The sequence below is a fragment of the Burkholderia sp. HI4860 genome (genome assembly GCF_002223045.2).
Classification (GTDB): domain Bacteria; phylum Pseudomonadota; class Gammaproteobacteria; order Burkholderiales; family Burkholderiaceae; genus Burkholderia.
This window is the reverse complement of sequence record NZ_NKFO02000005.1, coordinates 69,174-81,331: the sequence shown is the minus strand read 5'-3', so window position 1 is coordinate 81,331 and position 12,158 is coordinate 69,174. Positions and strand designations below refer to the sequence as shown.

The following is a 12,158-nucleotide window of genomic DNA, read 5'->3' as shown; positions in this document are numbered from 1 at the left end:
AGTCGTGGCGTTTGCCTTTAGTCACGAGCATCGCGTATTTGCTCGTACCCAAGTTGCCAGGGGGAAAATCAAATTTGTGCAAGACAGCCTGCGTGTAATCGTTTTTGTACATCCAAAATCGATTTACGCCAGAAACGAGCTTCCATAATCGGTTTTGCGCATTGGCTGGGGCGAAGGAGATGCCCGTCTTGCAGCAGCCCTGTATCTAGCCCGCGATCGTTGATCGATACCGCCCTGAACGACCGGCCGGACAGTAAAGCAAGCCTCACGACAACACGGCCGCCGGCAACGCGCAGCTTTCCGCTACACAGGAAACCCCACACCCGCCCGTCACGCGTCGGTGACGTCGGGCTCGCGCGCGTCGTTGCGTTGCACGCACTGCACGACCGACAGCCCGTCGGCGGTCAACGCGGGCCGGCGCTCGCCGGACGCGTCGTCGTGCTGCATCACGATCAGTTGCTGTTCGACCAGCGCAAGGACATCCTCGCGGTCGATCTGGATCTGCTCCGGTGCGCGATGCACCAGGAGCAGCGTGGCGAATTCATGTGCGGTCAGCATGCTCGTTCCCCGTTGGCGGCTGCGCGAGATGCGCGCCGGCGTTCAGCCATGCATGCAGGGACCGTGCCGGGTGGCGTGTCGCCCCCGTCATCCGTGCCGCCTGCGCGCGGCGCGATGTGGCACCACACGGCGGCCCGTGCGCGGTGCAAAGTTTTCAACGGCGTGTAATGCGGGAGGAAAACCGGCAGGAGGGAAACCGGCGCAGGACACGCCGGGAACGTCAACCGGGTCAGGATCGCCGGGACCGGAACAGGCCCGCTCGCGCACGACCGGCCGGCGCACGGAAATAGCCGCTGTGCAGCACCACGCCGCCGTTGCCGTTGCCGTCGCTGTTGCTGTCGCCCAGCACGTCGGCGCAGGCGGCTTCGATCCGCGCTCGGCCCTGTTCGAACGCATCCCGCAAGTCGGCCTCCAGGGCGGAGCGTGCGCCGAAATGATCTTCCAGCGCTTCGACCGTGATCGCGCAGGTTTGCAGTTCGCCATCGACATCGACGACGAAACGCAACTGCAGCGCCGCACCGTCGAATACGGGCGGCTCGTCGACCAGCGTCACGCGGCGGGCGGAATCGGCGGCCATGGTGTCAGGCGCCCCGCGCCGAAACGCGATCGATCGGTGCGACTCCGACCGCGAGAATGGCTACCTTGCAATGCCCCAACCTTCCGCTCATGAGCCCCTCCGTCCACGTGGCGGCACGTGTCGTGCCATGCCAGTCCCGCAGCAAGCTACGTGCCTGCCGCCCCGTTCGCGCGTGCGAGTCGAGTATCGGAAAGCCGATCGGCACGGCTACTGCAGACGGCGCGCGGCGTCGAGCATCGCATCGGTGAGCTCGACCGTCAGCGTCGCGTGTTCGTCGGGCAGGCGCTCGAGCAGGTCATCCACCGTGGCGTGCAGGATCGCGTGCACGCGCATCCGTGTGCTTTCGTCGAGATCCGCATAGCGCTCCATCGTGTCGCAGTCGAGCACGAGCATGACCGAGTGCCGCGCGGTCTCGGGCGGCGGGTCGGCCTCCTCCGCCCACGCCGCCTGAAACGTGATCCTGCCCGTCGCGACGTCGACATGGACCGTCGTATCGAGATCGTCGGCGTCGATCGTGTCGCCATCGGCATCGGCGTCGATCTCGTCGTTTTCCAGCCAGATCCGGGAATGCGATTGCATGATGTCCTCCTGCGTGATGGCGTGATGGCGGGATGGCATGTCCTGTCTGTCGTGTGCAGCAACCGCCGTGCCGCGGCCGGCATGGGTTCGTCGGACGGATCACGCGCGCGGCGCGGCACGCGGTTTGCGTACCCCATTCCGTCACGACGCCCCTGTCACCTTCAATGGAGCCCATCGAATGCCTTCCGCTACCGCTACCCGCGCGCATGGCAAGCACCTCACACGACGCCCGGGCCGCGCCCGCGGCACCGACCCGCACCACCGCAAGCGCTGGTCCGCCGACGTCATGCAAAAAAGCGATGCGCTCGACCTCGAGCCGGACATCTTCAAGTCCGACGACCCGGCCGCGATCGCCGCGTCGCTGAAGCATTCGGCAGAACACAGCCGCCGCCGCAAGGCGTCGCCGTTCCAGTCGGCGATGTCGATGCTGAACTTCTACGTGAACCGCGCGGGCCGCAATCTGCCGAAAACGCGCCGCGCCACGCTCGAACGCGCGAAACGGAAGCTGCGCGAAGCGTTCGGCCGCAAGCCCTGACGGCGCGCGACCCGTTATCGGCCTGCTACCGCACACATGCACGAGACGCTCTGGTACGTAATCGTCGGCGCGGTGCTGATGGGCATGGGCGTCGTGACGTCCGCGTTGCGCCACCTGCCCGTCAGCACCGCGATGATCTATCTCGTGCTCGGCGTCGCGCTCGGCCCGGCCGGCGCCAGCCTGCTCGATCTCGACCTCGAACGCGACGCTCGGCTGCTGCGTGAAATCGTCGAGATCGCGCTGCTCGTCTCGCTGTTCGCGATCGGGCTGCGGCTGCGCGTGCCGCTCGACGACCCGCTGTGGCGCGTGCCGTGCCGCCTCGGCCTGCTCGCGATGGGCCTCACCGTGCCGCTGCTGGCCGCGTGCGCGATGCTCGCACTCGGGCTCGACTGGGGCCCCGCGCTGCTGCTCGCGGCGATCCTCTCGCCGACCGACCCGGTGCTCGCACACGACGTGCAGGTGCACGACCCGGGCGATCGCGATCTCGTGCGCTTCGCGCTGTCGGGCGAAGGCGGCCTGAACGACGGGATCGCGCTGCCGTTCGCGCTGGCCGGGCTCGCGCTGTGCGGCGCGCCGGGCACGACGCACGGGCTGCCGCCGCTGTCGGGCGCGTTCGCGCTCACCGCGCTGTGGGGCATCGCCGGTGCGGCCGCGATCGGCGGCGGCCTCGGCTGGATCACGACGAAGACGATCGGCTGGCTGCGCACGCGCCACGCCCAGGCGCTCGGCCTCGAAGGCTTCTTCGCGCTCGCGCTGATCGTGCTGTCGTTCGGCGCCGCGCAGTTCGCGCATGCATTCGGGTTCATCGCGACGTTCGCGGCCGGGGTCGCGATGCGCCGGGTCGAGCACCGTGCGAGCGGCGACCGCGCGCCGCGCGACGTGATCGGCCAGATCGATTCGGCCGACGTCGTCGCCACCGAGAAGCATCCGGAAAAAGCGCACGCGTTCATGGCCGAATCGGTGCTCGGCTTCACGATCGAACTCGAACGGATCGCCGAAGCCCTCGTGATGACGATGATCGGCAGCGTGCTCATGACGCTGCCGGGCCCGCTGCTGACGTGGGGCGCGGCCTCGCTGGCCGTCGTGCTGTTCGTCGCCGTGCGCCCGCTCGCGGTGCTGGTCACGCTCACCGGCTCACATGCGACGCACGCGCAGCGACGGCTGATGGCGTGGTTCGGCATCCGCGGAATCGGCTCGTTCTACTACCTGCTGTTCGCGCTCGAACACGGGCCCGCCGCCGCGGTGCGTCCGCTCGCGGCCCCCGTGCTGGCCGTCGTGTCGGCATCGGTGATCGCGCACGGGATCACCGCGACGCCGCTGATGAACTGGTACCACCGGCTGCAGCATCGGCGCTGACGCGTGCATGACGATGCGCGCGGCCGCGCCATCGGGCTGCCACGCGGGTGGTGGCGCCGCAGGGGTGTGAGGGAAGCATCGACATGCGCTCGCCGCGCGCGGGATGCGGCGGCCACGCGGATCGCCGCGTCGTCACCCCGCGAGCGGCAGCGGCGTCAGGGTGCGCGCAGCGCAGCGTCGAGTTCGGCGCGCGTCACGTCGAGCGCGACGTTGCATTCGATCGCCGCCTCCTCGACGCGCGGTTTGCGCTCATCCACCGCGCGTCGCGCGCGGTCGCACAGAACCGTCCGCACGCGCAGCCGGTCGTCCGCACCGAGCGACGCATAGCGCGTGATCACGTCCGGCTCGAATCGCAGGTCGACCGTGCAGCGCCATTCGCGCGCGTCCTCGTCGGACGGCACGCGCACCCAAGACACCTGGATCGTCAGCCGCCCCGACGCGTCGTCCGACTGCACGACGACGGTCGATTCCGACGGAAAACCGTTCGCGAGCGCATGCTCGAGTTCCGCGATGCGCTGCGACCGGCCCGGTGTGGCGCTCATCGTCGCACGACGCCCAGCAGCAGCGTGACGAGGAAGATCACGACGAAGATGTAGAACAGGATCTTCGCGATCTCGGCCGCACCGGCGGCAATACCGCCGAAGCCGAACACGGCCGCGACGATCGCGATGATGAAGAAGATGACGGCGTATCGCAGCATGGATACCTCCTGGATGGCAGCAGTGGTCAATACACGTCGTCGCCGGTCACGCATCGTGCTTGTGCTCCGGGTTGCCGCGCGTCGGCTTGGACGCCATTTTTTCACGTTCCCTTTCGCTCATCGACCAGGCGATCGGCTTCGCCGGCGGCATGAGATCCCGCATTTTCGTGTTGCGGCATCGGGCCGACAACACGGCGCGCGCCGCGCTCTTCCACGCCCGGGACGTTGCCGGCGTGATGGCGCGCCGGTCGTGGGCGCGCGCGTCGACGCGACGGTCGGCAGCACGCGCACGCGACGGGCTCGCCCGGTCCATCGTCATGCCGCGTCGCGGCGGCGCAGGTCGGCCGGCGGAATCTTCATCGCCTGGCGATACTTCGTCACCGTGCGACGCGCGAGCAGGATGCCGCGGCCCGCGAGGTTCTGCGCGAGCGTGACGTCGGACAGCGGCTCGGTGTGCCGCTCGGCCGCGATCATGTCGCGGATCAGCACCTTCGCGGCCGCCGCCGAGCACACGCCCTTGCCGGCCGCCTCGAGCTTGCGCGGGAAGAAATGCTTGAACTCGAACGTGCCGTGCGGCGTGGCCATGTACTTGTTACCCGTCGCGCGCGACACGGTCGATTCGTGCAGGTCGAGTTCCTCGGCGATGTCGCGCAGCACGAGCGGCTTCATCGCGATCTCGCCGTAGCGGAAGAAATCGCGCTGCCGCGCGACGATGCATTCGCCGACGCGCTGGATCGTCTCGAAGCGCTTCTGCACGTTGCGGATCAGCCAGCGCGCTTCCTGCAATTGCTGGCCGAGCGGTGAATCGCGTTCGCCGCTCGACTGCGCGAACAGCGTCGCATAGCGTTCATGCAGCCGCGCACGCGGCAGCACGGCCGGGTTGATCGTCACGATCCACTCGTCGCGCACCTGGCGCACGATCACGTCGGGCACCACGTAGTCGCCGCGCGTGCTGCCGTAATGATTGCCGGGGCGCGGGTCGAGCCCGCGCACCAGCGCGCAGGCCGCCTGCAGCGTCGGCGCGTCGCAGCCGAGCCGCCGCTGGATCTCGGCCGTCTCGCGGCGTGCCAGACGTTCGAGATGCTCGCGCGCGATCGCTTTCGCTTCCGCGAGCGCCGGCGTGCCGGCCGGAATCGCGTCGAGTTGCAGCACGAGACACTCGGACAACGAGCGCGCGGCCAGGCCCGGGCGGTCGAGCATCTGCACGAGCCGCAGTGCGACCGCGAGATCCTGCTCGGAGAGCAGCAGCGCGGGGTCGGCCGCGACCAGCAGTTCGCCCAGTTCCTGGCGCAGGTAGCCGTCGTCGTCGAGCGCGTCGATCACGAGGCGCGCGGCTTCGCGGTCACGCCGGTTCAACGGATAGAGCCGCAACGCATCGTGCAACTGCTGATTCAGCGACGGCTCCGCGGCCAGCCATTCGCCGGGCGACTGGCCACCCGCATCGTCGCCATGGTGGCTCGTACCGCGCGGTGCGGGCGCGGCCGTCAACGACACTTCGGACGCCTCGGGCACTTCGGGCGCGTCGTCGTCCTGCCGGCGAGCGTCGTCGGGCTCGGGTGCCGCTTCGGGCGCGGCGGCTTCGGCCGGCTGCCCGGTTGCGTCGGCGGCAGCCTCCTCGTCTGCCTGGCCATCCTCGAGGAACGGATTCTGATCGAGCGCCTGCCGCAACTCCTGTTGAAATTCGAGCGAGGACAACTGCAGCAACCGCAGCGACTGCTGAAGCCTCGGCGTAAGTGCCAGATGCTGTCGCATCTGCAGCGCAAGCGAGACGGACATCGAAGGTTCTCCTGACGTTTCACGGGTTTCGTTTCGTATTCGGTCAGGAATAACGCAGCTTCCATGCCAGACGGCCCGGTCGCACCGCGTCGCGGGTCACGCGGGTTCGTACCCCGTCTTGCAGGCCGTCGGGGCCGCTTTTTTACAAGCTGTCGGCAAGTTTTGGGCACGCGTTTCGCGCACCGTCCCGCCACGCGCCGGCTGCAGCAAGTATCAGTACTGCGTCGGCGGCGGCGTGCCCGGCAGCGGCGGGTCGCCCGGCGTGCCGTTCGGGCCCGGTGGCGGCACGTCGGCCGGGTCGCCGCCGGTCGCGCCCGGCGGCAACGTGTTGCCCGGCGACGGCCGCGGCTCGTAGCGCGTATTGGCATCGGGCATCGTCGTGCCCGGCGACGGCGGGTGGGCGCCGGGCGGCGCGGGCGGCGCGGGCGGCGCGCCTCGCGCGCCGGAGGGAGCAGGTTGCGTGCAGGCAGCCAGCGCGCACGCGGCGGCCAGCAGGCATGCGCCGGTGCGGATCGTGCGGATCGGTTTCATCGAACACCTCCTGACATCCGCGGCAGCCGCGGAATCGGTTGGGCAGGCCCCGGGCAGTCCGCAATCCACGTGCCGTCCGTTCACGCGTCAAGCACGCCATCCCGCGGTGCGCCGGGCGTTCGAACCCGCCGTCGTTCGCTGCGCTGCCTGCGCGTCGCTATGCGTCGTACGCGGCCATCACGAGCCACAGCTCGCGGCCGTCGTCGCGCACGCGTGCCGCGAGCGCATACGGGTCGACGGGCTCGCACGCACGCTGCAGCGCGAATCTCGCCGGCTCGGTCGCGGCGAACGTCTCGTCTCCGAGCGGCCGCACGTCGGCCTTGCCCTCGAACATCCGGCGATCGGGCCGGTAGATCAGCGGTTCGCGCTTCCATTCCTTGAAATGGCTTTTCACCGAATCGAACCCGCCGCCGCAAACGTTGAGTTCGTAGCGCACGCCCTCTCGCCGTTTTGGAATCGTCATCGTGCCTCCGTGTGATGGGCGCGCGGCCGGCACGGGTCGCGCCGCGCGTGGTCGTCGTCATCTTCGTCGTCTTCCCCGTCGATGCGGCAAGTCGCGTGCCGCGTGCCGCGTGCCAACCCCGGGCATGGTCGTTGCGGAAACGTTCGCATCATCGAGGACGATTCGCTGGACGAGATCCAGCATGACATGGCCGATGCGCAGCTGCGGCGCCTGCCGGTCGACGACAAGCGGCGGGTCGGCATGCTGTCGCTCGCGGACATCGCGGCGCGCTCGGCCGGCCCGGCGCGCGACGACGTCGCGAACACACTCGAAGGCGTGTCGCAGCCGAAGCGGACGTGATGGTGCGTCGCAGGCCGTGCGCGATGCAGCCTGCCGGCCTGCGGCCAAGGCCGGCCCCGCGTCACCCACACGGGTCGTCGCAATCAGGCAGCGACGGACAGCCGCCGCGTCAGCCGTCCTGCTTCGTCACGCGCACGATCTTGTCCGCCAGTTCGCGCACGTCGACCGGCTTGCACAGATAGCCGTCGAACCCGGCCTCGAGCGCGCGGCGTTCGTCGGCCAGGCCCGCATGCGCGGTCACGGCGAGCACCCGCATGCCGGGCGGCCCGCCGTCGTTCATGCCGGCGCGCCGCAATGCGTCGAGCAGCCAGAAGCCGTCGCCGTCGGGCATCGCGAGATCGGACAGCACGACGGTCGGCCGCAGGTCGGCGGCCACCGCGAGCGCTTCGCGCCCCGTCGACGCGATCGCGACGGCCGCGCCGAACGTCGTCAGCGCGGCGGTCAGGCTCTCGCGCGTCGTCGGATCGTCGTCGACGATCAGGATGCGCTGCGCATCGAGCGTCAACGGGGCGCGATGGACATCCACGGGCGCACTCCCCCACGCCACCGCGCCGGCCGGCTGCCAGCCGGCCGGCAGCGTCACCGTAAATGTCGCGCCGCGATTGCGGCCCGCGCTCTCGACCGTCACGCCGCCGCCGTGCAGTTCGGCGATATGCCGCACGATCGACAGGCCGAGGCCCAGCCCGCGCCGCGACGATGCCGGCGAATCCTCCGCGCGGCGGAACATGTCGAACACGTACGGCAGGAACGCCGGCACGATGCCCTGCCCCGTGTCGCTCACGGTCAGCACCACGCGCGCGTCGACGCGGGCGAGCCCGACCGTCACGCTGCCGCCGGACGGCGTGAACTTCAGCGCGTTCGACACGAGGTTCGACAGCATCTGCCGCAAGCGCTCGGCATCGCCCGACACCACGCAGGTCGACGCCGCACAGTCGAATTCGAGCACGATGCCGGCCGACGATGCGGCCGTCTGGAACGCGCCGACCGAATCGGAGAACAGCCGCACGACGTCCACCGGCATCGCGTCAAGCTGCAGCTTGCCGGTCGCGAGCGACGACGCGTCGAGGATGTCGCCAACCATCCGCGTGAGCGAGCGCGCGCTGCGGTCGATCGCGTCGACCGCCTGCTGCTGCAGCGCGCTGTCGCCCGAATTGCGCAGCACCTCGACCCAGCCGTAGATCACGTTCAGCGGCGTGCGCAGCTCGTGCGACACCGTCGCGAGCAGCTCGTCCTTCAGCCGGTTCGACGTATCGGCCTGGTCACGCGCATCGCGTGCGCCCTGCAGCGACCGCTGCGCGCGCAGGTCGCGGCGGCGCTGCGCGCCGGCCTCGCGCAGCGTCAGCGACAACGCGACGCACGCACGCACGTCGCCGCGTACGGGGCCCGCCGACACGGTCGCACGGAAGCGCCGGCCGTCGCGCCGCACGCACAGCAGGTCGATCGGCCCGACCGCCCCGTGCATGTCCTCGAACGACTGGACGAGCGGCTTGCGCTTCAGCCAGCGCATCGCCACCAGCGATTCGAACGTGCGCCCATGCGCATCGCTTTCGTCGTAGCCGAACATGCGTTGCGCGGCCGAGTTCCAGCTGACGATGCGGCCGTCGCCATCGATGCCGACGATCGCGTCGGGCGATGCATCGACGACGGCCCGCTGCAACCGCGACGCATCGACCCGCGAACGGTCCGCGCCCGCGTCGCGCAGCAGCAGCACGGCGCCGTCGACGTTACCGTCCGCATCGCCGAGCGGCGCGGCCACCTCGACGATCGGCACCGGCTCGCTCCCGTCCGCGTGCAGCCAGTGGCGATCCGACGCGACGCCCTCGCCGCCGAGCGCGAGATCGAGCGGGGTCGATTGAACGCGTCGGCCGTCGCGATCGACGATCCGCAGCACGTCGCGCGCGGCGCGGCCGATCGCATCGTCCGGCCGGCAGCCGACGAGCGCGGCCGCGGCGGCGTTGAGGTAGGTGAGCCGCCCGTTCGTATCGGTGGCGATCACGCCATGCGGCAACGCCTGCAGCACGGTGTCGAGCCGCCGGCGCGCGGCCGCTTCACGTCGTAGCGCCGCATCGCTCGTGAAGCGCGCGTGGCGCAGCATCGACGCGACCGCGCAGACGAGCGCGCAGATCAGCACGAAGGTGCCGAGCCGCACGAGCCGGTCGGGCAGCGGCTGCGTATAGGCCGCGGGATCCGAGAGGAACAGCGTCCACACGAGCAGGCCGCTGACGACCGTCGAGGCCATCCCGAACAGGAACGACGTCGCCCACGCGGCGCCCGCGAGCAGCGGATAGTAGAGGACCAGCGGCAGGTTCACGCCGCCGAAGCGGATCGCGAGCGCCTGCAGCACGGTGGCGATCGCAACCAGCATGACGGCCGTGACGTAGTTGCCGGCGCGGGTCCGCGAAATATCGATCATCGATCACGCTCCTGCTGACGGGTCGGTCGCGGCGGCATCAGGATTCCGGCTTGTCCACTTCGCTTTCGAGCTGCGCGAGCCGGTTGTAGATCGTCTTCAGGCTGACGTCGAGCACCTCGGCCGCCTGCGCCTTCACGCCCCCGCATTGCGCGATCGTGCCGAGGATCAGCCGCCGGTCGGCTTCCTCGAGCGACGTGCCGAACGGCACGGTCACACGATCCTCGTGCGAATCGGCCAGGTTCGACAGTTCGTCCATGATCGGCGGCGGCAGCGTATCGATCACGTCGGCGTCGCAGAAGATGCTCGCGCGCTGCACGAAGTTGCGCAGCTCGCGTACGTTGCCGGGCCACGCGTAGGTCTTCAGCGCATCGCGCGCGGCCGGCGCGAAGCGCAGGTTCCGGCCGCTGTCGGCGTTGAACTGCTGCAGGAATGCATCGGCGAGCATCGGGATGTCGTCGCCGCGCTCGCGCAGCGACGGCAGCGGGATCGGGAACACGTTGATCCGGTGGAACAGGTCGGGCCGCAGCTTGCCGTCGGCCATCGCGGCCTCCGGATCGCGGTTGGTCGCCGCGACGATGCGCACGTCGACGTCGATCTCGCGCGTCGAGCCGAGCCGCGTGAGGCGCCCCGTCTCGAGCACGCGCAGCAGCTTGACCTGCGACTCGAGCGGCATCTCGGTGATCTCGTCGAGAAACAGCGTGCCGCCGTCCGCGCGTTCGAAGAAGCCCTTGTGCTGGCGCTCCGCGCCCGTGAAGCTGCCGCGGTCGTGGCCGAACATCTCGCTCTCGACGAGGTTCGCGGCGATCGCGCCGCAGTTCACCGCGAGGAACGGGCCGCGGCGGCGTAGGCTCAGGTCGTGCACGGTCTGCGCGGCCAGCTCCTTGCCAGTGCCCGATTCGCCCGTCAGCAGCACCGATGCCTCGGTGCGCGCGACCCGGCCGATCGCGTCGTAGACGGCCTGCATCGCGGGCGAGCTGCCGAGCATGCGGCCGAAACGGCCGAGGCGCTGCAGTTCCGAGCGCAGTTCGGCGATTTCCTCGTGCAGTGCGGTGGTGCGCGGCACGCGCGCGAAGATACTGTTCAGCCGCTGCATGTTCAGCGGCTTCACCAGGTAGTCGGTCGCGCCGCGCCGCAGCGCGTCGATCGCGGTTTCCAGGCTCGCGTGGCCGGTGGTCAGCACCATTTCGCAGTGCGAATGCTTCGGCAACGCATCGAACAGATCCATCCCGTTGCCGTCGGGCAGCACGAGATCGCATAGCACGAGATCGGGGGGGTGCGTCGTGACGAGCGTGCGCGCTTCCTCGAGCGTCGCGGCCGTGTCGCACGCAAGTTGCTGCGTATGCGCGACCGCCGCGAGCATGGCGCGCGTATCGGCGTCGTCTTCGACGATCAGAACATAGGGCATCGTGGCTCCTTGTGAAGCAGCCCGGCGCACTTAGCCGCCGGGACCGCGGCAGGTATCAGCGAGGTCCGGCCACCGGTCGCACGACGATAGGGCTTGATCGATGCACTCGTGCGGATGGGCTGTCCTCCCGTGAAAAGCAGTCCCTATGAGTATAGGAGAGGCATGTCGCGCCTTCGCCGGTCATCGAATAAATCTATCCGCCCACGTCATCTGCATTGCCAGATTCAATGCGCGGCAATCGGTAAGAACGCCATCGTTTCATGGGAATCATGTGGCGTGAAATCGTGCAGATCGCGTCTTTTGCGCACATTGACGCGCCATGCGGTCAAACTTGCCGGTCTGATTTTTCGCATGTCGAAATCATCTGATCACGATCATGACCGCTCGATGGCGTGCGTTCGATTCGGACCCTGCTGCGTCACTCGTCGCGCATCGAACGTTTTGTGCGCTTCGTCGATCCTTCAGTCGGTTGAGGCCTGACTGCCGCCGTCGCGCGCGTTCGAAATCGCTTCGACGAGCTTCAGTTCGTCGTCGATCGACAGCGTCGTGTCGATCACGTCTCCGCCGAACGGTGCGAGCGCCGTGCTCAACGCGTAGATATCGAGTTGCGTCGCGGCGAGGCCGAGCGACACGGTGCCGGGGCGCGCCTTGCGTGCGACGCGATCGATCAGCGCGTCGTCCACCGGCTTCTCGCGCCATGCATCGAGCGACGATTCGATGTGTTCGACCACGCTGCCGAGCAGCGATCCGGGCGGCGTGCGAGCGGGGTCGACCGCATGCGCGCGCAACTGTCCGTCGGTTGTGCACTCAACGATCGCCACCCCCGCCAGCGCGACGACGTGCCGGTCGCGCAACGTATCGATTTCGGCGAGCGCGCGATGGGCGGCCGCGAGGTCGGGATAGGACAACACGATCAACGTATTCAT

At 69.1% G+C, this 12,158-nt stretch carries 14 protein-coding genes and 1 pseudogene; 3 read left to right on the top strand and 12 right to left on the bottom strand.

Features of this window, described 5'->3' with window-relative positions; genetic code table 11:
* Positions 1–330: 330 nt before the first annotated feature.
* The 3 genes from CFB34_RS34465 to CFB34_RS34455 all read right to left on the bottom strand — a co-directional run bounded on the left by CFB34_RS34465 (position 331) and on the right by CFB34_RS34455 (position 1,714).
* Positions 331–558, bottom strand: a complete 228-nt coding sequence (locus CFB34_RS34465; RefSeq protein ID WP_089444160.1) for a hypothetical protein — start codon at positions 556–558, stop codon at positions 331–333.
* Positions 559–787: 229 nt separating this feature from the next.
* Positions 788–1,135, bottom strand: a complete 348-nt coding sequence (locus CFB34_RS34460; protein ID WP_089444159.1) for a DUF1488 domain-containing protein — start codon at positions 1,133–1,135, stop codon at positions 788–790.
* Positions 1,136–1,342: 207 nt separating this feature from the next.
* On the bottom strand, positions 1,343–1,714 hold the full coding sequence (locus tag CFB34_RS34455) for a DUF3022 domain-containing protein (RefSeq protein WP_089444158.1): 372 nt from the start codon (positions 1,712–1,714) through the stop codon (positions 1,343–1,345).
* A gap of 178 nt (positions 1,715–1,892) precedes the next feature.
* Between CFB34_RS34455 and CFB34_RS34450 the strand changes: the two genes are divergently transcribed.
* Complete coding sequence (locus CFB34_RS34450) at positions 1,893–2,249, top strand: DUF3175 domain-containing protein (RefSeq protein ID WP_089444157.1); 357 nt, start codon at positions 1,893–1,895, stop codon at positions 2,247–2,249.
* A 36-nt stretch (positions 2,250–2,285) separates the two neighbouring features.
* Entirely contained in the window at positions 2,286–3,605 is a 1,320-nt protein-coding gene (locus tag CFB34_RS34445; RefSeq protein WP_089444156.1) for a cation:proton antiporter, read from the top strand.
* Between the two features lie 155 nt (positions 3,606–3,760).
* On the opposite strand, the gene CFB34_RS34440 is transcribed toward CFB34_RS34445, so the two are convergent.
* The 6 genes from CFB34_RS34440 to CFB34_RS34415 all read right to left on the bottom strand — a co-directional run bounded on the left by CFB34_RS34440 (position 3,761) and on the right by CFB34_RS34415 (position 7,075).
* Complete coding sequence (locus CFB34_RS34440) at positions 3,761–4,147, bottom strand: DUF3022 domain-containing protein (RefSeq protein ID WP_089444155.1); 387 nt, start codon at positions 4,145–4,147, stop codon at positions 3,761–3,763.
* A complete protein-coding gene (locus CFB34_RS34435) occupies positions 4,144–4,305 on the bottom strand; it encodes a DUF1328 domain-containing protein (protein ID WP_011349711.1) in 162 nt (53 codons plus the stop codon). The genes CFB34_RS34440 and CFB34_RS34435 overlap by 4 nt, the downstream gene beginning before the upstream one ends.
* A gap of 46 nt (positions 4,306–4,351) precedes the next feature.
* Positions 4,352–4,624, bottom strand: coding sequence for a DUF3008 family protein (locus tag CFB34_RS34430; RefSeq protein WP_242808749.1), 273 nt, complete (start codon positions 4,622–4,624; stop codon positions 4,352–4,354).
* A complete protein-coding gene (locus CFB34_RS34425) occupies positions 4,621–6,081 on the bottom strand; it encodes an RNA polymerase factor sigma-54 (RefSeq protein ID WP_089444153.1) in 1,461 nt (486 codons plus the stop codon). The genes CFB34_RS34430 and CFB34_RS34425 overlap by 4 nt, the downstream gene beginning before the upstream one ends.
* Before the next feature lie 213 nt (positions 6,082–6,294).
* A complete protein-coding gene (locus CFB34_RS34420; RefSeq protein ID WP_089444152.1) occupies positions 6,295–6,612 on the bottom strand; it encodes a hypothetical protein in 318 nt (105 codons plus the stop codon).
* 157 nt (positions 6,613–6,769) lie between these two features.
* Positions 6,770–7,075, bottom strand: coding sequence for a hypothetical protein (locus CFB34_RS34415; protein ID WP_089444151.1), 306 nt, complete (start codon positions 7,073–7,075; stop codon positions 6,770–6,772).
* A gap of 153 nt (positions 7,076–7,228) precedes the next feature.
* Here CFB34_RS34415 and CFB34_RS34410 point away from each other — a divergent pair.
* Positions 7,229–7,414, top strand: a pseudogene (locus CFB34_RS34410) (CBS domain-containing protein); the annotation flags it as partial.
* A gap of 109 nt (positions 7,415–7,523) precedes the next feature.
* On the opposite strand, the gene CFB34_RS34405 reads toward CFB34_RS34410, so the two are convergent.
* From CFB34_RS34405 to CFB34_RS34395, 3 genes are all read right to left on the bottom strand, one after another.
* On the bottom strand, positions 7,524–9,827 hold the full coding sequence (locus CFB34_RS34405) for an ATP-binding protein (RefSeq protein ID WP_089444150.1): 2,304 nt from the start codon (positions 9,825–9,827) through the stop codon (positions 7,524–7,526).
* A gap of 37 nt (positions 9,828–9,864) precedes the next feature.
* Positions 9,865–11,232, bottom strand: coding sequence for a sigma-54 dependent transcriptional regulator (locus tag CFB34_RS34400; RefSeq protein WP_089444149.1), 1,368 nt, complete (start codon positions 11,230–11,232; stop codon positions 9,865–9,867).
* Between the two features lie 461 nt (positions 11,233–11,693).
* Positions 11,694–12,158, bottom strand: coding sequence for a DUF1269 domain-containing protein (locus tag CFB34_RS34395; protein ID WP_089444148.1), 465 nt, complete (start codon positions 12,156–12,158; stop codon positions 11,694–11,696).

What these genes read in the sequence shown, in the direction of transcription:
- CFB34_RS34465 (WP_089444160.1), bottom strand. Translation starts at nt 558, where the DNA reads ATGCTGACCGCACATGAATTCGCCACGCTGCTCCTGGTGCATCGCGCA.
- CFB34_RS34460 (WP_089444159.1), bottom strand. Translation starts at nt 1,135, where the DNA reads ATGGCCGCCGATTCCGCCCGCCGCGTGACGCTGGTCGACGAGCCGCCC.
- CFB34_RS34455 (WP_089444158.1), bottom strand. Translation starts at nt 1,714, where the DNA reads ATGCAATCGCATTCCCGGATCTGGCTGGAAAACGACGAGATCGACGCC.
- CFB34_RS34450 (WP_089444157.1), top strand. Translation starts at nt 1,893, where the DNA reads ATGCCTTCCGCTACCGCTACCCGCGCGCATGGCAAGCACCTCACACGA.
- CFB34_RS34445 (WP_089444156.1), top strand. Translation starts at nt 2,286, where the DNA reads ATGCACGAGACGCTCTGGTACGTAATCGTCGGCGCGGTGCTGATGGGC.
- CFB34_RS34440 (WP_089444155.1), bottom strand. Translation starts at nt 4,147, where the DNA reads ATGAGCGCCACACCGGGCCGGTCGCAGCGCATCGCGGAACTCGAGCAT.
- CFB34_RS34435 (WP_011349711.1), bottom strand. Translation starts at nt 4,305, where the DNA reads ATGCTGCGATACGCCGTCATCTTCTTCATCATCGCGATCGTCGCGGCC.
- CFB34_RS34430 (WP_242808749.1), bottom strand. Translation starts at nt 4,624, where the DNA reads ATGACGATGGACCGGGCGAGCCCGTCGCGTGCGCGTGCTGCCGACCGT.
- CFB34_RS34425 (WP_089444153.1), bottom strand. Translation starts at nt 6,081, where the DNA reads ATGTCCGTCTCGCTTGCGCTGCAGATGCGACAGCATCTGGCACTTACG.
- CFB34_RS34420 (WP_089444152.1), bottom strand. Translation starts at nt 6,612, where the DNA reads ATGAAACCGATCCGCACGATCCGCACCGGCGCATGCCTGCTGGCCGCC.
- CFB34_RS34415 (WP_089444151.1), bottom strand. Translation starts at nt 7,075, where the DNA reads ATGACGATTCCAAAACGGCGAGAGGGCGTGCGCTACGAACTCAACGTT.
- CFB34_RS34405 (WP_089444150.1), bottom strand. Translation starts at nt 9,827, where the DNA reads ATGATCGATATTTCGCGGACCCGCGCCGGCAACTACGTCACGGCCGTC.
- CFB34_RS34400 (WP_089444149.1), bottom strand. Translation starts at nt 11,232, where the DNA reads ATGCCCTATGTTCTGATCGTCGAAGACGACGCCGATACGCGCGCCATG.
- CFB34_RS34395 (WP_089444148.1), bottom strand. Translation starts at nt 12,158, where the DNA reads ATGAATACGTTGATCGTGTTGTCCTATCCCGACCTCGCGGCCGCCCAT.